Annotated in this window: 28 protein-coding genes; 20 read left to right on the top strand and 8 right to left on the bottom strand. The window is 71.1% G+C overall.

The genetic code is table 11. From position 1 onward, the window contains the following. The first annotated feature begins 10 nt into the window (after nucleotides 1-10). The 3 genes from ACZ45E_RS17240 to nthA are packed head-to-tail and all read left to right on the top strand — an operon-like array spanning nucleotide 11 to nucleotide 1,158. Nucleotides 11-295, top strand: a complete 285-nt coding sequence (locus ACZ45E_RS17240) for a hypothetical protein (protein WP_468221667.1) — start codon at nucleotides 11-13, stop codon at nucleotides 293-295. Beyond that, entirely contained in the window at nucleotides 288-581 is a 294-nt protein-coding gene (locus ACZ45E_RS17235; protein ID WP_468221666.1) for an SH3-like domain-containing protein, read from the top strand. Before ACZ45E_RS17240 ends, ACZ45E_RS17235 begins: the two co-directional genes overlap by 8 nt. Beyond that, entirely contained in the window at nucleotides 571-1,158 is a 588-nt protein-coding gene (nthA, locus tag ACZ45E_RS17230; protein WP_468221665.1) for a nitrile hydratase subunit alpha, read from the top strand. Before ACZ45E_RS17235 ends, nthA begins: the two co-directional genes overlap by 11 nt. Before the next feature lie 70 nt (nucleotides 1,159-1,228). On the opposite strand, the gene ACZ45E_RS17225 is transcribed toward nthA, so the two are convergent. Beyond that, nucleotides 1,229-2,836: a tetratricopeptide repeat protein gene (locus tag ACZ45E_RS17225; RefSeq protein ID WP_468221664.1), complete on the bottom strand. Its 1,608-nt coding sequence runs from the start codon at nucleotides 2,834-2,836 to the stop codon at nucleotides 1,229-1,231. A 108-nt stretch (nucleotides 2,837-2,944) separates the two neighbouring features. Between ACZ45E_RS17225 and ACZ45E_RS17220 the strand changes: the two genes are divergently transcribed. Then, nucleotides 2,945-4,315: an FAD-binding oxidoreductase gene (locus tag ACZ45E_RS17220; protein ID WP_468221662.1), complete on the top strand. Its 1,371-nt coding sequence runs from the start codon at nucleotides 2,945-2,947 to the stop codon at nucleotides 4,313-4,315. Between the two features lie 25 nt (nucleotides 4,316-4,340). On the opposite strand, the gene ACZ45E_RS17215 is transcribed toward ACZ45E_RS17220, so the two are convergent. Then, a complete protein-coding gene (locus tag ACZ45E_RS17215; protein WP_468221660.1) occupies nucleotides 4,341-4,817 on the bottom strand; it encodes an SsgA family sporulation/cell division regulator in 477 nt (158 codons plus the stop codon). A gap of 242 nt (nucleotides 4,818-5,059) precedes the next feature. On the opposite strand from ACZ45E_RS17215, the gene ACZ45E_RS17210 reads away from it, so the two are divergent. Together ACZ45E_RS17210 and ACZ45E_RS17205 are read left to right on the top strand one after the other, a co-directional pair. Then, on the top strand, nucleotides 5,060-6,736 hold the full coding sequence (locus ACZ45E_RS17210) for an RDD family protein (RefSeq protein ID WP_468221659.1): 1,677 nt from the start codon (nucleotides 5,060-5,062) through the stop codon (nucleotides 6,734-6,736). Nucleotides 6,737-6,828: 92 nt separating this feature from the next. Beyond that, on the top strand, nucleotides 6,829-7,524 hold the full coding sequence (locus tag ACZ45E_RS17205; protein WP_468221657.1) for an RDD family protein: 696 nt from the start codon (nucleotides 6,829-6,831) through the stop codon (nucleotides 7,522-7,524). 66 nt (nucleotides 7,525-7,590) lie between these two features. On the opposite strand, the gene ACZ45E_RS17200 is transcribed toward ACZ45E_RS17205, so the two are convergent. Beyond that, on the bottom strand, nucleotides 7,591-7,899 hold the full coding sequence (locus ACZ45E_RS17200; protein ID WP_468221656.1) for a hypothetical protein: 309 nt from the start codon (nucleotides 7,897-7,899) through the stop codon (nucleotides 7,591-7,593). Between the two features lie 348 nt (nucleotides 7,900-8,247). Here ACZ45E_RS17200 and ACZ45E_RS17195 point away from each other — a divergent pair, with 348 nt between their 5' ends. Together ACZ45E_RS17195 and ACZ45E_RS17190 are read left to right on the top strand one after the other, a co-directional pair. Continuing rightward, the gene (locus tag ACZ45E_RS17195; RefSeq protein WP_468221655.1) at nucleotides 8,248-10,638 is read left to right on the top strand and encodes an immune inhibitor A domain-containing protein; all 2,391 of its coding nucleotides are present in this window, start codon (nucleotides 8,248-8,250) and stop codon (nucleotides 10,636-10,638) included. A 121-nt stretch (nucleotides 10,639-10,759) separates the two neighbouring features. Continuing rightward, nucleotides 10,760-11,095 (top strand): hypothetical protein, encoded by a 336-nt coding sequence (locus ACZ45E_RS17190; protein WP_468221653.1) that lies wholly within the window; start codon nucleotides 10,760-10,762, stop codon nucleotides 11,093-11,095. On the opposite strand, the gene ACZ45E_RS17185 is transcribed toward ACZ45E_RS17190, so the two are convergent. Both ACZ45E_RS17185 and ACZ45E_RS17180 read right to left on the bottom strand, forming a co-directional pair. Further along, entirely contained in the window at nucleotides 11,070-11,669 is a 600-nt protein-coding gene (locus ACZ45E_RS17185) for an isochorismatase family protein (RefSeq protein WP_468221652.1), read from the bottom strand. The genes ACZ45E_RS17190 and ACZ45E_RS17185 overlap by 26 nt on opposite strands. A 111-nt stretch (nucleotides 11,670-11,780) precedes the next feature. Beyond that, nucleotides 11,781-13,109: a nicotinate phosphoribosyltransferase gene (locus ACZ45E_RS17180; protein WP_468221650.1), complete on the bottom strand. Its 1,329-nt coding sequence runs from the start codon at nucleotides 13,107-13,109 to the stop codon at nucleotides 11,781-11,783. Between the two features lie 107 nt (nucleotides 13,110-13,216). Here ACZ45E_RS17180 and clpS point away from each other — a divergent pair, with 107 nt between their 5' ends. The 7 genes from clpS to ACZ45E_RS17145 all read left to right on the top strand — a co-directional run bounded on the left by clpS (nucleotide 13,217) and on the right by ACZ45E_RS17145 (nucleotide 17,941). Beyond that, nucleotides 13,217-13,534 carry an ATP-dependent Clp protease adapter ClpS gene (gene clpS / locus ACZ45E_RS17175; RefSeq protein ID WP_468221649.1) on the top strand — a complete coding sequence of 106 codons (318 nt, stop codon included), beginning with the start codon at nucleotides 13,217-13,219 and terminating at the stop codon, nucleotides 13,532-13,534. 20 nt (nucleotides 13,535-13,554) lie between these two features. After that, nucleotides 13,555-14,157 (top strand): DUF2017 domain-containing protein, encoded by a 603-nt coding sequence (locus tag ACZ45E_RS17170; RefSeq protein WP_468221647.1) that lies wholly within the window; start codon nucleotides 13,555-13,557, stop codon nucleotides 14,155-14,157. A gap of 314 nt (nucleotides 14,158-14,471) precedes the next feature. Beyond that, nucleotides 14,472-15,911 (top strand): amino acid permease, encoded by a 1,440-nt coding sequence (locus tag ACZ45E_RS17165; protein WP_468221646.1) that lies wholly within the window; start codon nucleotides 14,472-14,474, stop codon nucleotides 15,909-15,911. Between the two features lie 85 nt (nucleotides 15,912-15,996). Next, complete coding sequence (locus ACZ45E_RS17160; RefSeq protein WP_468221645.1) at nucleotides 15,997-16,413, top strand: M67 family metallopeptidase; 417 nt, start codon at nucleotides 15,997-15,999, stop codon at nucleotides 16,411-16,413. Nucleotides 16,414-16,503: 90 nt separating this feature from the next. Further along, a complete protein-coding gene (locus tag ACZ45E_RS17155) occupies nucleotides 16,504-16,605 on the top strand; it encodes a putative leader peptide (protein ID WP_404210197.1) in 102 nt (33 codons plus the stop codon). Nucleotides 16,606-16,694: 89 nt separating this feature from the next. Beyond that, nucleotides 16,695-16,973 (top strand): MoaD/ThiS family protein, encoded by a 279-nt coding sequence (locus ACZ45E_RS17150; RefSeq protein WP_468221643.1) that lies wholly within the window; start codon nucleotides 16,695-16,697, stop codon nucleotides 16,971-16,973. Between the two features lie 17 nt (nucleotides 16,974-16,990). Further along, on the top strand, nucleotides 16,991-17,941 hold the full coding sequence (locus tag ACZ45E_RS17145) for a PLP-dependent cysteine synthase family protein (RefSeq protein ID WP_468221642.1): 951 nt from the start codon (nucleotides 16,991-16,993) through the stop codon (nucleotides 17,939-17,941). Nucleotides 17,942-17,986: 45 nt separating this feature from the next. Here the strand turns inward: ACZ45E_RS17145 and ACZ45E_RS17140 are convergent, their stop codons facing one another. Beyond that, nucleotides 17,987-18,457: a type II toxin-antitoxin system PemK/MazF family toxin gene (locus tag ACZ45E_RS17140; RefSeq protein WP_468221640.1), complete on the bottom strand. Its 471-nt coding sequence runs from the start codon at nucleotides 18,455-18,457 to the stop codon at nucleotides 17,987-17,989. 197 nt (nucleotides 18,458-18,654) lie between these two features. On the opposite strand from ACZ45E_RS17140, the gene ACZ45E_RS17135 reads away from it, so the two are divergent. Then, nucleotides 18,655-19,407, top strand: coding sequence for an MBL fold metallo-hydrolase (locus ACZ45E_RS17135; protein WP_468221639.1), 753 nt, complete (start codon nucleotides 18,655-18,657; stop codon nucleotides 19,405-19,407). Between the two features lie 67 nt (nucleotides 19,408-19,474). Here the strand turns inward: ACZ45E_RS17135 and ACZ45E_RS17130 are convergent, their stop codons facing one another. Next, complete coding sequence (locus ACZ45E_RS17130; protein ID WP_468221637.1) at nucleotides 19,475-20,737, bottom strand: PTS transporter subunit EIIC; 1,263 nt, start codon at nucleotides 20,735-20,737, stop codon at nucleotides 19,475-19,477. 245 nt (nucleotides 20,738-20,982) lie between these two features. After that, on the bottom strand, nucleotides 20,983-22,269 hold the full coding sequence (locus ACZ45E_RS17125) for a PTS transporter subunit EIIC (RefSeq protein ID WP_468221635.1): 1,287 nt from the start codon (nucleotides 22,267-22,269) through the stop codon (nucleotides 20,983-20,985). Nucleotides 22,270-22,471: 202 nt separating this feature from the next. On the opposite strand from ACZ45E_RS17125, the gene ACZ45E_RS17120 reads away from it, so the two are divergent. The 4 genes from ACZ45E_RS17120 (at nucleotide 22,472) to rdgB (ending at nucleotide 24,765) form a co-directional block, all read left to right on the top strand. Beyond that, complete coding sequence (locus ACZ45E_RS17120) at nucleotides 22,472-22,705, top strand: PTS sugar transporter subunit IIB (protein WP_468221632.1); 234 nt, start codon at nucleotides 22,472-22,474, stop codon at nucleotides 22,703-22,705. A 164-nt stretch (nucleotides 22,706-22,869) separates the two neighbouring features. Then, a complete protein-coding gene (gene rph / locus ACZ45E_RS17115) occupies nucleotides 22,870-23,616 on the top strand; it encodes a ribonuclease PH (protein WP_468221631.1) in 747 nt (248 codons plus the stop codon). A gap of 129 nt (nucleotides 23,617-23,745) precedes the next feature. Further along, nucleotides 23,746-24,138, top strand: coding sequence for a hypothetical protein (locus ACZ45E_RS17110; RefSeq protein WP_468221629.1), 393 nt, complete (start codon nucleotides 23,746-23,748; stop codon nucleotides 24,136-24,138). A gap of 21 nt (nucleotides 24,139-24,159) precedes the next feature. Then, complete coding sequence (gene rdgB, locus ACZ45E_RS17105) at nucleotides 24,160-24,765, top strand: RdgB/HAM1 family non-canonical purine NTP pyrophosphatase (protein ID WP_468221627.1); 606 nt, start codon at nucleotides 24,160-24,162, stop codon at nucleotides 24,763-24,765. Nucleotides 24,766-24,768 lie beyond the last annotated feature (3 nt).

Here is a 24,768-nt window from a genome sequence, read left to right as displayed (position 1 = left end):
ATCTGACCGCATGGCCAGGATGAACGACGTAGGCGGCACGACAGGGTTCGGTGCCATCGACACCAGCGATGACGCCGAACCCTTCCACGCGGACTGGGAGGCGCGCGTCTTCGCCCTCCAGCGCGCGCTGCTCGTCAAGAAGGTCTTCAACCTCGACGAGTTCCGGGACGCCATCGAGACGATGCCGCCGGCCGAGTACCTCGCGGCTTCGTACTACGAGCGCTGGTTCCATGCGATCCGTACGCTCCTGGAGCGCAAAGGCGTGATCGCGGAAGGGGCGCTGAACGATGCCTGAACCCGCCTACGCGCCAGGGGACCTGGTCCGCACCTACCGCCACGACCCGCCGCACCACACCCGGCTGCCGCGCTACGCCCGCGGCAAGCTCGGCGTCGTCGTCGAGCCGGAGGGCGAGACGCCGCTCGCCGACGTACGCGCGGGGGGCCGCGACGACGCGCCCCTCGTCATGATCTACGCGGTGCGGTTCGCGGCGCGGGAGTTGTGGGGCGAGGGCGATCACGAAGTGGTCCTCGACCTGTCCGAGAGTTACCTGCGGAAGGCTGACGCGCACGATGTCCGGTGACCACGACGACGCGGTGATCTCCCGCCAAGTACGCCTGCTGGAAACGATGTTGGAGGACAAGGGCATCGTCGGCGGGGACACCGTCGACGAGGTCATCGACGGGTTCCTGGCCGACGCCTCCCCGGTGAACGGCGCGAAGGTGGTGGCGCGGGCCTGGACCGACCCCGCCTTCAAGGCGCGGCTGCTCGCCGACGGCACGGCCGCCGTCGGCGAACTCGGGTTCGCCGCCGGGGGAGTCCAGCACCAGCGCCTGCGGGTCGCCGAGAACACGGAGTCCGTGCACAACGTCATCGTGTGCACCCTGTGCTCCTGCTACCCGCTGCGGCTGCTCGGCCCTTCGCCGGGCTGGTACAAGAGCGAGGCGTACCGCTCGCGCGTGGTGCGGGATCCGCGCAGCGTGCTGGCCGAGTTCGGAGTGACGCTGCCGAAGGATGTACGCGTCACCGTGTGGGACTCCAGCGCCGAGACCCGGTACATGGTCCTGCCGCGGCGCCCCGAGGGCACGGAGGCGCTGACCGAGCCGGAACTGGCCGCGCTGGTCACACGGAACGGGATGATCGGCACGGCGCTGACCTAGGGCGTGCCAGGCGCCGCGGGGCAGACGCGAATTGTCAGACACGCCCTAGGGGCGCGGGACCCGCGCGAGCTCAACGCCGCTCAGCCGCCGGGACCCGCGCCGCAGGCTTGGCCGTCGGGGCGGGTACCGGCGGCTTGGCCGCCTGGGCGGGCGCTGTCGGCTTGGGCGCCGGGGCGGGCGGCTTCGGGCGGGGTGGCCACATCTGCGCGGGCCCGCCCCCGGGCGGCTCCCCGAGCGAGGCCAGTGCCTGCCGGGCCCGTGGAGCGAGCAGCGGGGAGAACGCCGGGTTGATGCGCAGAGCCTCGCCGAGGTGCCGCCGCGCCGCCCCGTACAGCCCCAACCGGCGCTCCGCCGCGCCCCGGTGATACATCGTCAGGGCGCTGCGCAGCGTCCCGCCTCCCTGCCGGTCCGTGGCCCGCCGCAGCAGCCCGATCGCCCCGGTGTCGTCGCCGGCCCGGTGCAGCGCCCAGCCCAGCGCGTCCGCCGCCTCGACGCCGGGCGCCCGCTGCCACTCCGTGCGGAGCCGCCGTACCGCGGCCGCCGGGTCCCCGTGATCGGCCTCGTACCGGCCGAGCACGAGCGCGTCGTCCACCCCGTGCGCCCCCTGCGCCGCCGCGCGGGCCCGCACCGCGGCGTACTGCGCGCGGGCCGCCCCCGCCCGGCGCATCGACTCGTACAACTCGCCCAATTCCAGGGCGTATTCGGGGGCAGGACGCTCGGCGAGGGCCCGGTGGTACGCCAGCGACGCCTCCGGCGCCCGGCCCAGCGAGGCGAGGGCCCGGCCCCGGCCCGCGAGCGCGGCGGGGAAGCGGGGGTCAGCGGCGAGCGCCGCGTCGAAGTGGCGCAGGGCGTCGGCCGGTTCGCCGCGCTCCCAGGCCAGTTCACCCGCGCGGTGCAGCAGCGCGGCCCGCTCGGTGGGTGTGCCGGCCCGGGCGGCCGCGTCGGCGAGCACCGCGGCGGCGTCCTCCCGCCGACCCCGGTCCCGGTACACGGCCGCGGTGCGCAGCGACACCGCCGTCCCTGACGCGAGCCCGGACAGCTTCTCCAGGTTCCGCGCGGCCGCCTTGGGGTCGCCGAGCCCCAGGTAGGCGTCGACCAGCGCGGCATACGCGGGCCAGCGCCGTGGCGCCAGCCGCACCGCGGCCTTGCCCCAGCCGCGGGCGCCGCGCCAGTCGCCCCGCGCGGCGGCCAGCCCGGCGAGGCCGTCCAGCGCCGCCACGTTCCCCCGCGGGCGTACCTCCAGCGAACTGCGCAGGGCCCGCTCGGCCTTGAGGTAGTACGCCGAGTCGGCGGTACGCGTACCGCGCTCCACGTAGGCGGCTCCGAGCGCCGCCCACGTCCGGTCCGCCCGGCCCGACCGAGGGGCCCGGCGCAGTGCGGCCTCCCGCTCGCCGATCAGCACGGTCAGATCGGGCAGCGCGGCGGGCGCCCCGGCGGCGGCCGCGATCGCCGCCCGCCCGGCGGGCCCCGGCGGCGCGGGCGGACCCTGCGCGGCGCGGTCGTCCGGCCGCAGGAGGAGCACGCCGCCGAGGAGCACGCACCCGGTGACCACCACGACGAACGCCCGCCGCAGAGCGCGGGAGCGGCGGCGCGGCGCGGTGAAGGCGGGCGGCATGCCGGGCCACGCCGCGTCCTCAGAGAATTCGGGCGGCTCCGGGAACGCCATGGAGTGCTCCATGACGCTCACTGTGCGGCCGTGCGAAGTACGCATCCGGGCGCCATTCCGGCCCGGGTCCGACCCCGCCGGCGGGTTCACACCGATGGCCCCGGGTGCCAGGCTGTGATCATGAGCCGCACTCTCATCGATCTGCTGGGCGACGGGCTGCCCGCCGAGGCGCTCGTCACCGACCCTGACGTCACCGCCTCCTACGCCCACGACATGGCGAGCTTCTGCGACGCGGGCAGCCCCGCCGTCGTCGTGCTGCCCCGCACCGTCGAACAGGTCCAGCACGTCATGCGCACCGCCACGGCGCTGCGCGTCCCCGTCGTCCCCCAGGGCGCCCGCACGGGACTGTCGGGCGCCGCCAACGCCACCGACGGCTGCATCGTGCTCTCGCTCGTCAAGATGGACGGCATCCTGGAGATCAGCCCGGTCGACCGGATCGCCGTCGTCGAACCGGGCGTCATCAACGCCACCCTCTCCCGCGCCGTCGACGACCACGGCCTGTACTACCCGCCGGACCCGTCGAGTTGGGAGATGTGCACCATCGGCGGCAACATCGGCACCGCATCCGGCGGCCTGTGCTGCGTGAAGTACGGGGTCACCGCGGAGTACGTGCTCGGCCTCGACGTCGTCCTCGCCGACGGCCGCCTGCTGTCCACCGGGCGGCGCACCGCGAAGGGCGTCGCGGGCTACGACCTGACCCGTCTCTTCGTCGGTTCGGAGGGCAGTCTCGGCATCGTGGTCCGGGCGACGCTCGCCCTGAAGCCGAAACCGCCCCGACAGCTCGTCCTGGCAGCCGAGTTCGAGTCCTCCGCGGCGGCCTGCGACGCCGTCTGCCGGATCATGGAGGACGGCCACGTCCCCTCGCTCCTGGAGCTGATGGACCGTACGACCGTCAAGGCGGTCAACGCCATGGCGCACATGGGTCTGCCCGAGACCACGGAGGCTCTCCTCCTCGCCGCCTTCGACACCCCGGACCCGGCCCAGGACCTCGCCGCGGTCGGCGCCCTGTGCGAGGCCGCGGGCGCCACCCAGGTCGTGCCCGCCGAGGACGCCGCCGAGTCCGAACTGCTGCTCCAGGCACGGCGGTTGTCCCTCACCGCGCTCGAAGCGGTCAAGGGCACCACGATGATCGACGACGTGTGCGTGCCGCGTTCGAGACTCGGCGAACTCCTGGAAGGCGTCGAACGGATCGCCCAGAAGTACGCCCTCACCATCGGGGTCTGCGCACACGCCGGCGACGGCAACACGCACCCCACCGTCTGCTTCGACGCCCAGGACGCCGACGAGGGCCGCCGCGCCCGCGAGTCCTTCGACGAGATCATGGCGCTCGGCCTGGAGCTCGGCGGCACCATCACCGGCGAGCACGGCGTGGGCGTCCTGAAGAAGGAGTGGCTGGCGCGCGAGCTCGGCCCGGTCGGCGTCGACGTACAGCGGGCGGTCAAGGCGACCTTCGACCCGCTCGGCCTGCTCAACCCGGGCAAACTCTTCTGACCGTGCCCCCGCGACCGCCGGGGCCTCACCGCTCGTCGGACGACGACTCGTCCGACGGCCACGGGTCGCGCGGGTAGAGGCCGTCGGCCGGGGACGTGGCGAGCAGCTCGGCGAGGCCGTCGTCGATGCCGAGCTGCTCGCCCTCAGAGCCCGGCGGAACCTTCCGCAGCGTCCGCTCCAGCCAGGCCGAGACGGGCGCGGCGGGCGCTTCGAGGAGCGCGTCGCCGTCCGGCGAGGTCAGCGCCATCAGGACGACATTGCGCCCGTCCGTCTTCGCCGGCCACACCCGCACGTCCCCGTGCCCGCTGGGCCGGAACACCCCCTCCACGAGCAGCTCGCGGGCGAACGTCCAGTGGACCGGGTGGTCCGAGCCGAGATGGAACATGATGTGGACGGCGTACGGGTCGTCGGTCCGGTAGGTGAGGCGGGCCGGCACGGGGATGCTCCGCTCGGGCGACAGCACCAGTTTCAGCTCGAGTTCGCGTTCCACAACGGTGTGCATGTCGGGCGCTTCCTTTCCTCTGTACGGGGCCCGGGAGCGGGCCCGTGCTGGGGGAGAGCGCGATGTCCCGTCAGCATTACGCGAGTTCGGGAAAGAATTTCCGGCGGCCCGCGTCCCCCGGTACGTTCCCGGTTCGTTGCCCGGAAAGTGGGGCGTACCGGCGGACCGGCACGGGCGGGTGCGGCCGTCTGATAGATGTGGAGGCCACAACAAGACCCCCGAGCAGATACGGGACGACGGACATGAGCGCCCCAACCCCGGCCCCCGGTGACGACAGGCCCCGCGAAGGCTACTACCCCGACCCGTCCATTCCCGGATATGTCCGGTACTGGAACGGAGCCGCCTGGGTCCCCGGTACCAGCCGCCCCGCCCCGTCGGAGGGCGAGACCCTGCCGACCCCGCAGGGCTCGTCGCCGGAGCCCGCCCCGGCGGAGGAGACCGGCCCCGTCTTCCTCGACGAGGAGCCCTCCGTGCGTACGGAGACGGGCCCCGACGAGGCGGTGTCGCCCGAGCCCGCCTCCGCCTGGGCGGCCGACACCTCCCACCAGACCGGCTTCGGCGGTGAGCAGGACCGCCGGGTCTCCTGGGGCGCGGACGCCTCCGGCGCGGAGGCGGAGGAGGGCGCAGAGGCCCCGGCCGCCGTCGAGCCGCCCGCCGCCGTCCCGGCCCCAGTCCCGGCCCCGGAGCGGTCGGACGGCACCGTCGCGATCCGTGCCGTACGGCCCGGCGCGGGCGACGCCCCGCGCCGCGAGGGCACCATGACGATCCGGGCGGTACCGCAGCAGACGCCTGCCCGGGCGGCTGCCGCGGAGCCCGTGCGGCCCCCGAGCCCGACACCTGAGCCGACCCCCGGCCCGGCGGCCGGCCCGACGCCCGGCCCGACGCCCGCGCAGAGCCAGCCGCAGGCACAGCCGCCCTCACGGACCCCGATTCAGCCACAGGCGGCCCAGGCGCAGGCCCCGGCTCAGCCCCAGCCCCAGCCCCAACCCCTGGCGGCCTCGGCGCAGCCCCCGGTCCGGCCCGCGGCGCCGGGCCCGGCCCAGCCGCAGATGCCGGTCCAGCCCCGCCCGAGCCTCGACGCCCGGCCCGCGCCGACACCCGGTCCCGCCGCCCCTGCTCCCGCTCCCGCCCCCGGGTACGGGTACCCGGGGCCCGCCCAGCCGGCCCCGGCGCCGGGCACGAACCAGCCCGGCTACGGCTACCCCCAGCCCGCGCCCGGCTACGGCTACCCCCAGCCCGCGCCCGCGTACGGCTACCCGCAGCCCGCGTCCGCCGTGCCGTCGCCCGTCACCCAGGGCCCCGGTGGCGGTTCGCCGTCCTGGGCGCAGCAGGTGCATCAGCTGGCGACCCCGCAGGCCGCGGAGGCGGAGGGCCCGGTCACCCCGTTCAAGCCGGTGGCCAGCGACCCGTTCCTCGCCGCCGCGCAGGCGCAGGCGTCCGTGCGGCCCGCGGGCCTCGGCAAGCGGTTCGTGGCGCGGCTCATCGACTCGGCCGTCCTGGGCGCGGTCACCGCGGCCGCGGGCGTGCCGCTCGGCACCCGCGCGCTCGACCACATCGACGGCAAGATCGACGCGGCGAAGGCCTCGGGCCGGCAGGTCACGGTCTGGCTGCTCGACGGCACGACGGCGACGTACCTCGGCATCGTCCTCGCCGTGCTGCTCGTCTTCGGTGTCCTCTACGAGGCGCTGCCGACCGCCAAGTGGGGGCACACGCTGGGCAAGAGGCTGATGGGCCTGAGCGTGCGGGAGATCGAGGGGAGCGACTCCCCGTCGTTCGGCGCGGCCCTGCGCCGCTGGCTCGTCTACAGCGTGCCCGGCGTGCTCGGCATCGGGATCATCGGCGTCCTGTGGGGCGCCGTCGACCGGCCGTGGCGGCAGTGCCTGCACGACAAGGCGGCCCGCACGTTCGTGGCCGGGTAGCGAGCGGGAAGTTGGCCGGAGAGCGCCGCCCCGGTCATCCGGACGGCGGCCCGCCGGGTGCGTCGCGCGGGCGTTCGCGGTCCACTCGGGCCATGAGTACCGAACCGCCGCCCAGCGGATCCGGCCCGGCGCCGGACGACGACCCGTTCCGTAAGCCGCCCCCGGCCTCGCCGGGCGGCGGCTCCCCGTACGACGGTCCCGGCGACCCCCAGGGCTCACCGGGCCAGAACCCGTACGACTCCCCGCAGAACCCCTACGGTTCGGCGCCCCCTCCGTACGGCGGTGACCCGTACGGACCGGGGGGTGGCGGCGGCTACGGCGGCACCGACCCGCTGGCCGGGATGCCGCCGCTGGCCGACAGCGGCAAGCGTGTCCTCGCGCGGATCATCGACCTGATCCTGGTCGGGATCGTCGTGGGCCTGCTGTCCTGGGCGTTCGGGACCTCCGAGTACGAGACGGACCCCGACAAGATCGAGTACGGCCGGCAGTTCGGTCAGTCGCTGCTCGCGGCCGTGCTCTACGTCGGCTACGACACCTTCATGACGGCGAAGACCGGCCAGACTCTCGGCAAGAAGCTGATGAAGCTGCGCGTGGCCAACCTCGACAACGGGGCGACGCCCAGCGTGCAGACCAACCTGATCCGCGCGCTCGTGCTGTGGATCCCCGCCGTCTTCTGCTGCGCCTGCATCTGGACGGCGATCTGCGGCGGCTGGAGCTTTTTCGACAAGCCCTACAAGCAGGGCCTGCACGACAAGGCCGCGAAGACGGTGGTCGTCAGCAGCGCCTGACCGCGCGCGGCACCGAAGAGGCGCCGCGGCAGCGGTGGCGTACGACCGACCCGGCGGGTCCGTGCTTCACGGGCCCGCTGGTTCGCGCTCCCTGACGCTCCGGGGCTTGCTCGCGGGCGCCGGGGCCGCGATGCGCTGCGTGGGCACCCGCCCGGCCTGCTGGGCCGTCTCCGGCCCGGCCTCCCGCACGGCGGTGGCGGCCGGTGCGCGACGGGGTACGGAGAACGCCACGAACAACCCGAGGATCAGGGCCGACACGGCGATCACGCCCACGCCGGGGCCCGAACTCGTCTCGGACAGCAGCAGCATGGCGATGGTGGAGCAGACGACGGTGGCGGAACCGTAGAGGAGCTGTGCGACAGTCGGGCGAGGCATGGCGGTATCCGTCCTCGTGACATCAGGGGAGCGCGAGAAGGGCGAACCCGGTGGGTCCCACCGCGTCGGCCCGACTCTATTCGGACCTGTGCCCGAGCGGAACGACCAGTAAGCATGACCTAACACACAGTGCAGGTGCATGGGGGGCGCACGGAGTCATCCGGTCCACCCCTTGGACTGCCGGACGCGCCGTGAGTATCGCCGTGCTTGTCCGGATTCCGGATCCGCCCCCCTGGATAGTGCAACGGAAACGTCACAGTCAAGGGCTGTTATTTCTCCTCTACCTCCGGTCAAATGGCGTCACTTGTGACACGTGGCCAGCGCGCCACGGAGGAGGGGACCACTCAAGTGACCATCAAGAGACGGGCGTTGCGATCCGCCGCCGTACTCGTGACCGTGGCCGCCACCGCGGCCACCGGTTCCATAGCGGCGACGACCGCCCAGGCCGACACACCGGCCGCGACGAGCACGACCTCCGGGAAGACGTACGGGGGCAAGGGGCACGTCATGGACGGCCCGTTCAGCAAGCAGCAGGAGCAGCAGCGGCAGACCGCACTGCAGAACGTCCTGCAGGGCACGTCGAAGGTCGTGGAGCGGCACGGCTCCAAGGTCGTCGACCTCGGCAAGGGCAAGTACGTCGAGCTGGGCCGCGAGCGCACGGACAAGATCTTCACGATCCTGACCGAGTTCGGCGACAAGATCGACAACACCACGCTGGTGGACCGTGCGGACGACAACACCCCCGAGCCGAAGCCGAAGTACGGCGGCACGGCAGGCCCGCTGCACAACCGGATAGCCGAGCCGGACCGTGCCACGAACAACAGCACGGCCTGGAAGAAGGACTACAACTCCCAGCACTACAAGGACCTCTACTTCGGGTCCGGCAAGGGAGTCGACTCCCTCAAGACGTACTACGAGAAGACGTCGTCGGGCCGTTACTCCGTCGACGGCGAGGTCTCCGACTGGGTCAAGGTCCCCTGGAACGAGGCGCGTTACGGCTCCAACTACTGCGGCGCCGACAACTGCCCGAACGTCGAGGACCTGGTCCGCGACGGCATCACCGCCTGGGTCGAGCAGCAGAAGGCGGCCGGCAAGTCCGACGCCGACATCAAGGCCGACCTGGCGTCGTACGACCAGTGGGACCGCACGGACCACGACAACGACGGCAACTTCAACGAGCCCGACGGCTACATCGACCACTTCCAGATCGTCCACGCGGGCGAGGACGGATCGGCCGGCGGCGGCGCGCAGGGCGGCGACTCCCTCTGGGCGCACCGCGGTTACGCCTACAGCCGCGACGACGGCGACACCGGCCCGAGCGGCTTCAAGGCGGGCGGCACCCCGGTCGGCGACACCGGCATCTGGGTCGGCGACTACACGATGCAGCCGGAGAACGGCGGCCTCGGCGTCTTCGCCCACGAGTACGCCCACGACCTGGGCCTGCCCGACCTCTACGACACCTCGAACGCGGCCGAGAACTCGGTCGGTTTCTGGTCGCTGATGTCGGCCGGCTCCTGGCTCGGCACCGGCAAGAACGAGATCGGTGACATGCCCGGCGACATGACCGCCTGGGACAAGCTGCAACTCGGCTGGCTCAACTACGACAAGGCGAAGGCGGCGACGAAGTCGACGCACAAGCTGGGTGTGTCGGAGTACAACACCAAGCTGAAGCAGGCGCTCGTCGTCGAACTGCCCGAGAAGCACGTCACCACCGACATCGTGCAGCCCGCCCAGGGCGCCAAGCAGTGGTGGTCGGATTACGGCGACGACCTCGACAACACCCTCGCGCGCCCGGTCGACCTGACCGGCAGGGCGAAGGCGCAGCTGGAGCTCGACGGCTGGTGGAACATCGAGAAGGACTACGACTACCTGTACACGCAGGTCTCCACCGACGGCGGCGCGAGCTGGAAGTCGATCGACGGCACCGCGAACGGCGCCCCGATCACCCGCGACGGCGGCGACAAGCCGGCGCTGACCGGTGACTCCACCACGTTCCAGCACCTGGTCTTCCCGCTCGACGCGTACGCGGGCAGCAAGATCGACATCCGGTTCCGCTACAAGACCGACGGCGGCGCGGGCGGCCTCGGCTTCACCGCCGACAACCTCACGGTGAAGGCGGACGGCGCGGCCCTGTTCACGGACGACGCCGAGGGCGACGACAACGGCTGGACCGCGCGCGGCTTCTCCCGCGTCGGCGCCTCGATCAGCGGCGACTACCCGCAGTTCTACCTCGCCGAGAACCGCCAGTACGTGAGCTACGACAAGACCCTCAAGGTCGGCCCGTACAACTTCGGCTGGCGCGACGGCGGCGCGAAGAACGACTGGGTCGAGCACTACCAGTACCGCCCCGGCCTGGTCGTCTGGCAGTGGGACACCTCGCAGCGCAACAACAACGTCGGCCAGCACCCCGGCAAGGGTCTGGTCCTCCCGGTCGACGCGCACGCGAAGCCGCTGAAGTGGGCGGACGGCAAGCTGATCAGCAACAAGATCACGCCGTACGACGCCGCCTTCGGCTGGTACCCGGTGCCGGGCATGCAGCTCCACAGGCTGGGCGTCGAGACGAAGATCCCGGCGCAGCTCGGCGTCCCGGTCTTCGACGACCACCGGGGCACCTACTGGTACAAGGAGAACCCGACGGGCAGTGTCCAGACAACTGACACCAACACCCGGATCTCCATCGTGGGCCAGCCGCTCGACGGCTCGTCCATGACGATCAAGGTCGGCCCCTCGGCGAAGTAGTCGGTAAAGCCGCAGGTCACAAACGTATCGGCCGCGACCCCCTGGCGGGTCGCGGCCGATCGTGTTTGAGTGCGTCCTGTGAGTTCCTTATTGACACCGCGTCTTACGGGGGAGTGACCGCATGTCCGCAGGAGGGTTCTGCAAGCTGCCGGGCGGCAGTGTGGTGGTCGCCATGACCCTGCCCGCGCCGGGCACCGGCCAGGGCGCGGTCCGCGTCCTGGTCCACGCCGCGAACCGGGCCCGGGCCCTGACCCGGCTGCGCAACCTGGGCCTGCGCGCGGTCTACCTCCGCGGCAACGCGCACCCGCCGACCCCGGACGAGATCACGGCGGTCCTGCACCATCCGGACGGCCTGCTCTGGCGCCAGGCCCCGGACGCGTCGGCGGGCGAGCTGTGGCACCCGATACGGGCCCTGCTCGGCGCCCCGCAGGCTAGGCCACGACCGGCTTCCCGCTGAGCTCGACCCCGGCCTCCCGCAGCTCCTCCAGCGCGGCCTCGGTCGTACCGGCGGCGACCCCCGCGGTCAGGTCGAGCAGCACCTGCGTACGGAACCCGGCCCGGACGGAGTCCAGCGCGGTGGCCCGCACACAGTGGTCCGTCGCGATCCCGACCACGTCGACCTCGCGGATGTCCCGGGCCCGCAGCCAGTCCGCCAGCGACACCCCGTTCTCGTCGGCCCCCTCGAACCCGCTGTAGGCGGCGGCGTACGCGCCCTTGTCGAAGACCGCGTCGATCGCGCCGGAGGCGACGGCGGGTGCGAAGTTCGGGTGGAACCCCACGCCCTCCGTCCCGGCGACACAGTGCGGGGGCCAGCTGCGGACGTAGTCGGGGGAGCGCGGCGGCACGGCGAAGTGGTCACCGGGGTCGACATGGTGGTCGCGGGTGGCGACGACGTGTTGGTAGCCACTGCCGGCCGTCTGCCCGATGAGATCGGTGACAGCGGCAGCGACATCGGCACCCCCCGCCACCGCGAGGCTGCCGCCCTCGCAGAAATCGTTCTGCACGTCTACGACGATCAGGGCGCGGCGCATGGTCGGTGTCCTTACTGAGGTCTGCCGTGGTCGGCTCGGAGAGTACGAGCGTAGAAGCTCCGGGTGCGGAGCGGGAGGGGGCAACCGGGGTACCCGGCGCACCCCGCGCGCTCAGACGTACTCGGTGGGGATGACGGCCTCGCCCCGGGAGAGCTGCGTCGCCGACAGCGGCAGCCCGTCGCGCGCCGCGATGTGCCGCTCGCGCACCGCGTCCAGCGGCTCGCGGGAGAGCACCTCGCCGCCCTTGACCAGCTCGACCAGGAGCTGGCGGTCGGCGAGCTCGTCCGGCACCGGGCCGACGCCCACGACCTCGGCCTCCGCCGCGCCGTCCCGGTCGAGGCGGCGCGCGGCCCACTTGCGGCCGCCGACGGACGTCTTGCCGCCCGCCGACTTCTTCGCGACCGGCACCAGCGGCGCCTTCGGGTCGGCGGACTCGGCGCGCGCGACCAGCTTGTAGACCATCGAGGCCGTCGGGTGCCCGGAGCCGGTCACCAGCTGCGTACCGACGCCGTACGCGTCCACCGGCGCGGCCGCCAGGGAGGCGATGGCGTACTCGTCGAGGTCGGAGGTGACCACGATCTTGGTGTCCTTCGCGCCGAGCTCGTCCAGCTGCTGACGCACCCGGTGCGCGACGAGCAGCAGGTCGCCGGAGTCGATGCGGACGGCGCCGAGCTCGGGCCCGGCGATCTCGACGGCCGTACGGACCGCTTCCTGTACGTCGTACGTGTCCACGAGCAGCGTCGTGCCCTCGCCGAGGGAGTCGACCTGGGCGCGGAAGGCGTCGCGCTCGCAGTCGTGCAGCAGGGTGAAGGCGTGGGCGCTGGTGCCGACGGTCGGGATGCCGTAGCGGAACCCGGCCGCCAGGTCCGACGTGGTCGCGAAGCCGCCGACGTACGCGGCGCGCGAGGCGGCGACGGCGGCCAGCTCGTGCGTGCGGCGCGCGCCCATCTCGATCAGCGGCCGGTCCCCGGCGGCCGAGGCCATCCGGGAGGCGGCCGCGGCGATCGCCGAGTCGTGGTTGAGGATGGAGAGGATCACCGTCTCCAGGAGCACGCACTCGGCGAAGGAGCCCTCGACGCGCAGGATCGGCGAGCCGGGGAAGTAGACCTCGCCCTCGGGGTAACCCCAGATGTCCCCGGAGAATCGATACTGCGCGAGCCACTGGAGTGTCGGCTCGTCCACGACGCCGCGCTCGCGGAGGAAGCCGAGCACGCCCGCGTCGAAGCGGAAGTTCTCCACTGCGTCCAGGACGCGCCCGGTGCCCGCGACGACGCCGTAGCGGCGGCCCTCCGGCAGGCGGCGGGTGAAGACCTCGAAGACCGAGTGCCGGTCGGCCGCGCCCCCGTGCAGGGCGGCCTGCACCATCGTCAGCTCGTAGTGATCGGTGAAGAGCGCTGTCGACGGAACGTCCACCGGCAGGCCAAGGTCCGCTGTGTTCATAGGCTGGATGCTACCCCCGATTAGCGTCAAGGTGACGATTTCTGGGTCCGTTCGCGCGAACCGGCGCGAGCGGCCCGTTTGTGCGGTTCAGGCCCGGTGGTGGCAGCATGGGCCGTGTGACGGCTCCAGCACCCCTTGAGATCGAAAACCCGGAGACGACGGAGGATCTCTCCGTGGTCCCCGAGCCGGACGTCCCCTGGATCACGCTCGTCCACAATGACCCGGTCAACCTGATGAGCTACGTGACGTACGTCTTCCAGAGCTACTTCGGCTACTCCAAGGAGAAGGCCACGAAGCTGATGATGGACGTCCACCAGAAGGGGCGCGCGGTGGTCTCCTCGGGCAGCCGCGAGGAGATGGAGCGGGACGTCCAGGCCATGCACGGCTACGGCCTGTGGGCCACGCTGCAACAGGATCGGAAGTAGATGAGGGGTACAGCGCTCTGATGCCCGGGCACTTCGAACCGGTCCCCGGCGGCGGCGCGGCCGTCGCCCTCGACGACGTCGAGATCTCCATCATCCGCTCGCTCGCCGTGCAGCTCCTGGAGCTGATCGGACCCGGGCCAGGCGGTGAGATCTCGGACGACCCGCTCGCCGAACTCTTCGCCGACGGCCCCAGCGAACCGCCCACCGACGCGGTGCTGCGCCGGCTGCTCCCGGACGCGTACGGCGGCCCGGGCGGGCCCTCCGGCGCGGACGAGGACGAACTGCGCGCGTTCTCCTCGGAGTTCCGCCGCTTCACCGAGAACGACCTGCGGGCCGGCAAGCGCGAGGACGCCCTCGCGGTGATCCGCTCGCTGGACGCGCTCAGCCCGGGCGGTGGCGGCGGTGGCGCGGTCCTCAAGCTCACCCCGGACGAGTCGGTCCGCTGGATGCGGGCCCTGAACGATCTGCGCCTCGCCATCGGCACCCGGCTCGACATCACCGACGAGGAGGACACGGACCTCCTCTACCGCCTCCCCGACGAGGACCCGCGCAAGCCGATGGTGATGGCGTACCTGTGGCTGGGCGGCCTCCAGGAGACGCTGGTCGACACCCTCATGCCGTGATGCCGTTCGCTCAGCGGTCACTCAAATCCGTATAACGATCGCGTCACCGGGCCGACCCCCCTTGCGGTCGTGCGCGCCATTTGTCCCCTTTTTCCAGTGGTCCGTGTCACAGGTGCCCGCTTGGGGCACCGTGAACGCCGTGATAAATCTTCACGACCACCTGGCGGACGCCACCCTTGTCCGCCGGGGGCGCCCTTACCGGCCGACCGCCGGTAGGCACAGCTCCATCCATCCAGGGGCCCAGCCCCCAAGGATCGTCACAGTCGATCCGGGCCACCGACGGCACGGATCGGCATGGAGAAAGGCGCAGCATCATGACCTCAGTGCAGGTCGACAAGCACAACGCCGGCAATGAGGCCGTGAGCGACACCGCCGGCGAGGGCGGTGAGGGCTACAAGCGGGGCCTCGGCTCCCGGCAGATCCAGATGATCGCCATCGGCGGCGCCATCGGGACCGGCCTCTTCCTCGGCGCGGGCAAGGGCATCTCCAAGGCGGGGCCCAGCCTGATCCTCGCGTACGCCATCGCGGGCCTCGTCATCTTCTTCATCATGCGGGCGCTCGGCGAGCTCCTCATGTACCGCCCCGTCTCCGGCTCCTTCGCGGAGTACGCGCGCGAGTTCATCGGCCCCTTCGCGGGCTTCGTGACCGGCTGGACGTACTGGCTGTTCTGGGTCATCACCGGCATGACCGAGGTCACCGCGGCCGCCACCTACATGACGTACTGGTGGAACATCCCGCAATGGGTCTCCGCGCTCGTCTTCACGTTCATCCTGTACGGCGCCAACCTGATCTCCGTGAAGCTCTTCGGTGAGCTGGAGTTCTGGTTCTCCATGGTCAAGGTCACCGCCATCGTCGGCATGATCCTCATCTGCGCCGGCATCCTCACCCTCGGCTTCTCCGACGCCGGCGACACCGCCTCCGTGACCCACCTGTGGGACCAGGGCGGCTTCTTCCCGCACGGCATCGGCGACACCCTGATGACCCTGCAGATGGTCATGTTCGCCTTCCTCGCCGTCGAGCTGGTCGGCGTCACCGCAGGCGAGTCCAAGGACCCGAAGAAGGTCCTGCCGAAGGCCATCAACACCGTGCCGTGGCGCATCGCCGTCTTCTACGTCGGCGCCCTCATCATGATCCTCTCGGTCGTGCCGTGGACGGAGTTCCAGCCCGGCGTCTCGCCGTTCGTGCACGCCTTCGAGAAGATGGGCCTGGCCGCGGGCGCGGGCATCGTCAACTTCGTCGTCCTCACCGCCGCCCTGTCGTCCTGCAACTCGGGCATGTACTCCACCGGCCGCATGCTGCGCGACCTCGCGCTCAACGGCCAGGGTCCCGGCTTCTTCACCAAGCTGACGAAGAACGGCCTCCCGCTCATCGGCACGTCGGTCTCGGCCGCGATGATGCTGGTCGGCGTCTGGATCAACTACCAGTGGCCCGGCGAGGCGTTCAACTACGTCGTCTCCTTCGCCACCATCTCCGGCATGTGGGCCTGGATCGTCATTCTGATCTGCCAGATCCGCTACCGCCTCAGGTCCGACCGCGGTGAACTCCCCGAGTCCGAGTTCCGCGCCCCGGGCGGCATCTGGGCGAGCGTCTTCTCGCTGGCGTTCCTCGCGCTGGTCATCGTGATGATGGGCATCGACAAGGACGCCCGCGTCTCCCTCTACGCGGCTCCCGTGTGGGGCGCTGTCCTCGGCGTCTCGTACTTCTTCCTGCGCAGGCGCAACCCGCAGAGTGCCGCGTTCGCCAAGCGTCCGTAGCCACCGCACCGCACGGCATCTCACCAGGTGGGCCGTCCCGTACCGCACTCCGGTACCGGGCGGCCCTCCTGCTTATCCTGGCCGCATGCTGACGATTTCCCAGGCCCTGTACGACCAGATCGTGGCCCACGCCCGCGCCGACCACCCCGACGAGGCCTGCGGCGTCGTCGCGGGACCGGCCGGCCAGGGCCGCCCCGAGCGGTTCGTCCCGATGCTCAACGCCGCGCGCTCGCCCACGTTCTACGAGTTCGACTCCGGCGACCTGCTCAAGCTCTACCGCGACCTCGACGACCGCGACGAGGAGCCGGTGATCATCTACCACTCGCACACGGCCACCGAGGCGTACCCGTCCCGCACCGACATCACCTACGCCAACGAACCCGGCGCCCACTACGTCCTGGTCTCCACCGCCGACACCGACGACGCGGGCCCCTTCCAGTTCCGCTCCTTCCGCATCGTCGACGGCCAGGTGACGGAGGAAGAAGTCGAGGTCACGGCGTAAACCGCCACGGGTCTCGCCCAGCGGACGGATTTCGACCGCATGCTGAGATCACACTCGGGGATCCCGACCGGGAATCGTTACGATGAGCCCATGGTTTCCCACGACGTGAGCGAAAAGACGCCGGGCACGCTGCTCGTGGCGCGGCTGCACGTCGACCTGTGCCGCCTCGCCGGCGCCATCTGTCCGCGCTGAACCGCACTCCTGCGTACGGCCGACCGCCGGTACAGGGCGCCGCCGCGCGCCCACCCACACGACTTCCGACTCCTGACAGGAGCACCAGCATGGCCATCGAGGTCCGCATCCCGACCATCCTCCGCACCTACACCGACGGCGCCAAGGCCGTCGAGGGCAACGGGGAGAACCTCGCCGAGCTCTTCACCGACCTGGACGCCCGGCACGCGGGCATCGCCGCCCGCATCATGGACGGGGGCCAGCTGCGCCGCTTCGTGAACGTCTACCTGAACGACGAGGACGTCCGCTTCCTCGACGGCATCGAGACCAAGCTCGCCGACGGCGACAACGTCACGATCCTGCCGGCCGTGGCCGGCGGCATGCGCTGAGCGGGACGTAGCGACGTATGCGTTACGACAGCCCCCTGGCCGCGGTCGGCAACACCCCCCTGGTGCGCCTGCCGCGGCTCTCGCCCTCCGAGGACGTACGGATCTGGGCGAAGCTGGAAGACCGCAACCCGACCGGCTCGGTCAAGGACCGCCCCGCGCTCCACATGATCGAACAGGCCGAGAAGGACGGCCGGTTGACGCCCGGCTGCACCATCCTCGAACCCACCTCGGGCAACACCGGCATCTCCCTCGCCATGGCCGCCCGCCTCAAGGGCTACCGCATCGTCTGCGTCATGCCGGAGAACACCTCGCAGGAGCGGCGCGACCTGCTCGCCATGTGGGGCGCGGAGATCATTCCCTCGCCCGCCGCCGGCGGCTCCAACACGGCCGTGCGCATCGCCAAGGAACTGGCAGGCCAGCACCCGGACTGGGTGATGCTCTACCAGTACGGCAACCCGGACAACGCGGGCGCGCACTACGCCACGACCGGCCCGGAGATCCTGGCGGACCTCCCCTCGGTCACCCACTTCGTGGCGGGCCTCGGCACCACCGGCACGCTCATGGGCGTCGGCCGCTTCCTGCGCGAACAGAAGCCCGACATCAAGATCGTCGCGGCCGAGCCGCGCTACGACGACCTGGTGTACGGCCTGCGCAACCTCGACGAGGGCTTCGTCCCCGAGCTGTACGACGCCTCCGTCCTCACCACTCGCTTCTCGGTCGGCTCGGCCGACGCGGTGACCCGCACCCGTGAACTCCTCCAGCAGGAGGGCATCTTCGCGGGCGTCTCCACCGGCGCCGCGCTCCACGCCGCGATCGGCGTCGGCAGGAAGGCCGTCAAGGCGGGGGAGCCGGCGGACATCGTCTTCGTCGTCGCCGACGGCGGCTGGAAGTACCTGTCGACCGGCGTCTACACGGCGGCGACGACGGAGGAAGCCATCGAGGTCCTGCACGGCCAGCTCTGGGCCTGAGCCCGTCCGCGCGGCCCCTCCGCCCCGGCAGCGGAGGGGCTCGTTCTATCCCAGGTGCCGCACCCGGCCCCACAGCGCGGGTTCGACCGCGCCCGCCCGCCGCCGGAAGTCCCGTACGGGCACCTCGCGCAGCTCGTCCGTCTCCAGGAAGCTGCGCCGTCCCCGCGCGTCGCCCACCGCGCCCGGCGGCAGCGCGATCACCCCGGGCCGCTCCTCGTGGTGCCGGCTGGTGATCTTCGCGACCAGGGCCGCGTCGCCCCGCACCGTCAGCACCAGACAGGGCCGGTCCTTGCCGCCGGGCCCGTCCTCGTAGGGCACCAGCGCCCACCAGATCTCGGCGGGCCGAGGCGCCCCGGCGCGCCCTCCGGCCCGCCCTCCGGACCGCCTCCGGGACGGCTTCGCGGAGCCGTCCCGCAACCGTCGCCGCCGCGAACCCCGGCCCCAGCCGTCGACCAGCGTCGCCACCAGCGCGAGCAGTACGACGGCCGCCAGCGCGAGCCACCATGTCGTGTTCATGGGCACGACGGTACCGGTGGGGCGCGCGCGCCGCCGCACCGAACGAGCGCCCCCCGAACCGGTGACAGCGCAGGTGAGTTCGCCCACAACGGCCCGCGACGGAGGAGCGACCCGCCCTTTTGCGCCTTACGCTCGACGGACTCCTCACTCCCGTCCCACACCGCTTTCCGACCGCCAGCGCGGAGGTTCCGGCTCTTATGAAGCTCACCGTCGTCGGCTGCTCGGGGTCGTTCCCGTCCGCGGATTCGGCCTGTTCGAGCTACCTCGTCGAGGCCGACGGCTTCCGGCTGCTTCTCGACATGGGCAATGGCGCCCTTGGCGAGCTGCAGCGCCACTGTGGTCTCTACGACCTCGACGCGATCTTCCTCAGTCATCTGCACGCGGATCACTGCATCGACATGTGCGCGTACTTCGTCGTCCGCTACTACCGCCACGACGGCGGCCGTTGCGACCCCATCCCCGTCTACGGACCCGAGGGCACCGAGCAGCGGCTGACCACCGCGCACGCCGACACGCCCTCGGCCTCCGCCTTCAGCGAGGTCTTCGACTTCCACACCGTCAAGCCGGGCTCGTACGACATCGGTCCCTTCTCCGTACGCATGGAGAAGGTCTGCCACCCCGTCGAGTCGTACGCGATCCGCATCGAGCACGGCGGCCGCTCCCTGACCTACTCCGGGGACACCGGGCCGTGCGCCGCGCTCGACGAACTGGCCACGGACAGCGACCTGTTCCTCTGCGAGGCGGCGTTCACGCACGGCAAGGAGAACATCCCGGAGCTGCACCTCAACGGCCGCGAGGCGGGCGACGCGGCACAGCGCGCGGGCGCCCGCAAGCTGGTCCTCACCCACATCCCGCCCTGGACCGACCCGCAGGTGAACCTGGCGGACGCGCGGGGTGTCTTCGACGGGCCGGTGGAGCTGGCGGTGGCCGGGGTGGCGTACGAGATCTGACCCGGCGCACGACGAGGGCCCCGGAACCGAAGCGGTTCCGGGGCCCTCGTCGTCGGGCTGGGGGATCTCACGCCTTGGTGAGGTCCTCGACCTCCTCCTCGGGCTCGCGGCCCGGGGTCTTGAGGTCGAACTTGATGATCGCGAAGCGGAACAGCACGTAGTAGATGACCGCGAAGACCAGGCCGATCGGAATGATCATCCATGGCTTGGTCGCCAGGTGCCAGTTCAGCGCGTAGTCGATGAAGCCCGCGGAGAAGTTGAAGCCGTCGTGCACGCCCAGGGCCCAGGTGATGCCCATGGACGCCGCGGTGAGCAGCACGTGGATCACGTAGAGGACCGGCGCGATGAACATGAACGAGAACTCGATCGGCTCGGTCACACCGGTCACGAAGGACGTCAGGGCGAGCGAGACCATCATGCCCATCACGGCCTTGCGGCGCTCGGGGCGGGCGCAGTGGGCCATCGCGATCGCGGCGGCGGGCAGGCCGAACATCATGATCGGGAAGAAGCCGGACTGGTACATGCCCGCGGACGGGTCACCGTGCAGGAAGCGGTTGATGTCGCCGTGCCAGACCTGGCCCGCGCTGTCGGTGAAGTCGCCGAGCTGGAACCAGGAGACGGTGTTCACGAACTGGTGCATGCCGACCGGGATCAACCCGCGGTTGACGCCGCCGAACAGGGCCGCGCCGCCGGCACCCAGCTCGGTCATCCAGGTGCCGAAGTTCGTGATGCCCTCGCCGATGGGCTCCCAGATCAGACCGAAGAAGACACCGGCGATGACGCCGACGAAGGCCATGAGGATCGGGACGAGCCGGCGTCCGTTGAAGAAGCCGAGCCAGTCGACGAGCCGTGTGCGGTGGAACCGCTGCCACAGGATCGCGGCGAGCAGACCCATGATGATGCCGCCGAGGACGCCGGGGTCGTTGTACGTCGCGGCGACGTCGACACCCTTGTTGGCCGTCGTGTTGACGACGGCGTCGGTGACGGGGAAGGCCTGGAGGACCTTGCTGTAGACGAGGAAGCCGACGAGCGCGGCGAGCGCCGTCGAGCCATCGGCCTTCTTGGCGAAGCCGATGGCCACACCTATGCAGAACAGCAGCGGCAGGTTGCCGGTGATGGCACCGCCGGCGTTGTTGAAGACGGCGGCGACCTTGTCCCAGCCGAGGCCGTCCTTGCCGAAGATGTCATTCTGGCCGAGCCGCACCATGATGCCCGCGGCCGGCAGCACCGCGATCGGCAGCTGAAGGCTGCGGCCCACCTTCTGGAGGCCCTGGAACAGGCCGGATCCCCGCTTCTTTGCGGGAGCCGCCGTAGCGCTGGCGGTGCTCATCAACTTCCTCCATGTGCTGGGGTGCTGCCGGGGACGGAAGGGAAAGAGGGGGTGGGCAGCAGCCAGATGGTCTACACCACTCAGTGGTGTAGACCTGTTGTAGCACGGTGAAGGTGAGATAAGGAACCCGCGTTTTCTGTGGTCTGGAACATATGCGGCCCGCCGGGCTCATACGTGACAAAGGGCCCCCAGACCAGTGGTCCGGGAGCCCTTCGCGGGGGAGGAACGAGCAGGCCGACAGGCTCTCAGGCCTTGGTGACGTCCTCGACCTCCTCCTCGGGCTCACGCCCCGGCGTCTTCAGATCGAACTTCGTGATCGCGAACCGGAAGACCACGTAATAGACGACAGCGAAGCACAGCCCGATCGGAATGATCAGCCACGGCTTCGTCGCCAGGCTCCAGTTGATCAGGTAGTCGATGAGCCCCGCCGAGAAACTGAAGCCGTCCTTCACACCGAGCGCCCACGTCACCGCCATCGAGACACCGGTCAGCACCGCGTGCACCGCGTACAGCGCCGGCGCGATGAAGACGAAGGAGTACTCGATCGGCTCGGTGATACCGGTGACGAACGAGGTCAGGGCCAGCGACAGCATCATGCCGCCGACCGCCTTGCGCCGGTCGGGACGCGCACAGTGGACCATCGCCAGACAGGCCGCGGGGAGGGCGAACATCATGATGGGGAAGAAGCCCGACTGGTAGATGCCCGCGCTCGGGTCACCGCTGAGGAACATGTTGATGTCACCGTGCACGGTCGTGCCGTCCGGCTTGGTGTACGAGCCGAACTGGAACCACAGCGGCACGTTCAGGAACTGGTGCAGGCCGATCACCAGCAGCGCCCGGTTGGTGACACCGAAGATGCCGGAGCCGACCGCGCCGAGACCCTCCAGCCAGTTGGAGAAGCTCTCCAGCGCGTCACCGATCGGCGGCCAGATCCACAGGCAGAGCACCGCGAAGAGGATGCCGATGAACGCCATGATGATCGGGACGAGCCGGCGGCCGTTGAAGAAGCCCAGCCAGGAGACCAGCCTGGTGCGGTGGAAGCGGACCCAGAAGAACGAGGCCAGCAGGCCCATGATGATGCCGCCGAACACACCCGGGTTCTGGTACTCGAAGACGGAGACCGTGTTGTCCGCCGCCTGGCACCCCGCCGCCACCGCCTTCGCCCCGTCGGCGCAGTCGATCGGGAACTGGCGCAGCACGCCCCGGTAGACGAGGAAGCCCGCCACCGCCGCGAGCGCCGTCGAACCGTCCGCCTTCTTGGCCATCCCGATGGCGACGCCGATGCAGAACAGCAGCGGCAGCCCCAGGTCGGCGTCGAGCAGAGCCCCGCCCGCACCGGCGAAGACCTTCGCCACCTTGGTCCAGCCGAGCCCGTCGTCACCGAAGACGTCGGGCTGGCCGAGCCGGTTGACGATGCCCGCGGCGGGAAGCACGGCGATGGGCAGCTGAAGGCTGCGCCCCATCTTCTGGAGCCCCTGGAAGAAGTTCCCCCAGGGACTCGGCCGAGGTGTGGCGGCGGCGTTCGCGCTCATGGGCGTCCTCCCGGAACAAGCCACGTTTGGCGGTCGTTGGAAACTGGTGTAGACCAGTCGCGGGACGGACCGGTCCACGTGCTGGTCATCGCTCGTCATCTTTCGGCACGGGTGATGCCACCGCTCGCGAAGATGGGCCAACCGTGGGTTACCGTGACAAAGCGGCCCACACGGCGGGCCAGTGAACAACAGGGAGAACCACATGGCCACCAAGGCTGAGAAGATCGTTGCCGGGCTCGGCGGCGTCGACAACATCGAAGAGGTCGAAGGCTGCATCACCCGCCTGCGCACCGAGGTCAAGGACGCGTCGCTGGTCGACGAGGCCGCCCTGAAGGCCGCCGGCGCCCACGGCGTCGTGAAGATGGGCACCGCGATCCAGGTCGTCATCGGCACCGACGCCGACCCCATCGCCGCCGACATCGAAGACATGATGTGAGCCGACACCACTGAACGGCCCGCACGAGAACGGCCGCCGACCCTGTCACGCAGGGCACGGCGGCCGTTCGCACGTTCCCCGCCGCACACCCGGCGCCGCACCCCACCCGCGCCCCCGACCCCGCCCGACCCGGAGCACCCCGCACAGGCTCTAGGCTCGTGCCTATGTCACGCATCGACGGCCGCACGCCCGAACAGCTCCGCCCCATCACCATCGAACGCGGCTGGAGCAAGCACGCCGAAGGCTCCGTCCTCGTCTCCTTCGGCGACACCAAGGTCTTCTGCACCGCCTCCTTCACCGAAGGCGTCCCCCGCTGGCGCAAGGGCAGCGGCGAGGGCTGGGTCACCGCCGAGTACTCGATGCTGCCCCGCGCCACCAACACCCGCGGCGACCGCGAATCCGTCCGCGGCAAGATCGGCGGCCGCACCCACGAGATCAGCCGCCTCATCGGCCGCTCCCTGCGCGCCGTCATCGACTACAAGGCCCTCGGCGAGAACACCGTCGTCCTCGACTGCGACGTCCTCCAGGCCGACGGCGGCACCCGCACCGCCGCCATCACCGGCGCCTACGTCGCCCTCGCCGACGCCATCTCCTGGGCCCAGGGCAAGAAGATCGTCAAGGCCGGCCGCCGCCCCCTCACCGGCACCGTCAGCGCCGTCTCCGTCGGCATCGTCGGCGGCGTCCCCCTCCTCGACCTCTGCTACGAGGAGGACGTGCGGGCCGACACCGACATGAACGTCGTCTGCACCGGCGACGGCCGCTTCGTCGAGGTCCAAGGCACCGCCGAGGCCGAACCGTTCGCCCGCGACGAACTCAACTCCCTCCTGGACCTCGCCGTCTCCGGCTGCGACGAACTCGCCGCCGCACAGCGCAAGGCACTTGAGGCCACACTCGGAACGGACCTCGCGTAAGTCGCGTAGGTAAAGAGCTCCCCAAGCAGAGGGCAACCACGCGGCCACCGGCTGCGTCACTACGGATGGGTGGGCGGCACGCGCAAGCAACCGCCGCCACCCGTCCGCACTCCAGGGGAGGACCGTTCCATGGCCGCGCGCCGCCACCGCCGCATCGCCGTACTCGCGGCAGCCGTCGCACTGACAGCACTGCCGGCCGCCGTCGGCTGCTCCGCCGTCGACAAGGCGCTCGACTGCGTCCAGACCGCCGACGCCATCGCCGACAGCGTCACCGACCTCCAGCAGGCCGTCGAGAACGCGGCGAACGACCCCGGCCAGGCCGACGAGGCGCTCGCCTCCATCGACACGAACCTCGACAAGATCGGCGACAAGACCGACAACGCCGATGTGTCGAAGGCGGTCGGCGACCTCGACAAGGCTGTCGGCAACGTCCGCACGGCCATCAAGAACGGCGACGAGACACCGGACGTCACCCCGGTCACCGACGCGGCGGGCGAACTCACCAAGGTCTGCACCCCCTGACGGGGCCGCGATACTGGACCCATGACCCGCCTCATCCTCGCCACCCGCAACAACGGCAAGATCGTCGAACTCCGCTCGATCCTCGCCGACGCCGGTCTGCCCCACGAACTCGTCGGCGCGGACGCCTACCCCGACATCCCCGACGTCCGCGAGACCGGTGTCACCTTCGCCGAGAACGCCCTGCTCAAGGCGCACGCCCTCGCCCGGGCCACCGGCCTGCCCGCCGTCGCCGACGACTCCGGCCTCTGCGTCGACGTCCTCGGCGGCGCCCCCGGCATCTTCTCCGCACGCTGGGCAGGCAAGCACGGCGACGACCAGGCCAACCTCGACCTCCTGCTGGCCCAGCTCGGCGACATCGACGAGGACCGCCACCGCACGGCCCACTTCGCCTGCGCGGCGGCGCTCGCCCTCCCCGACGGCACGGAGCGCGTCGTCGAGGGCCAGCTCCGCGGCGTCCTGCGCCACGCCCCCTCCGGCACGAACGGCTTCGGCTACGACCCGATCCTCCAGGTGGAGGGCGACACGCGTACGTGCGCGGAGCTGACCCCGGCCGAGAAGAACGCGATCTCCCACCGGGGGGAGGCGTTTCGGGCGCTGGTGCCGGTGGTGCGCGAGTTGGTGGGCTGAGGC

Source organism: Streptomyces sp. NPDC030991 (genome assembly GCF_055571235.1).
This window is presented reverse-complemented; position numbering and strand designations above follow the sequence as displayed.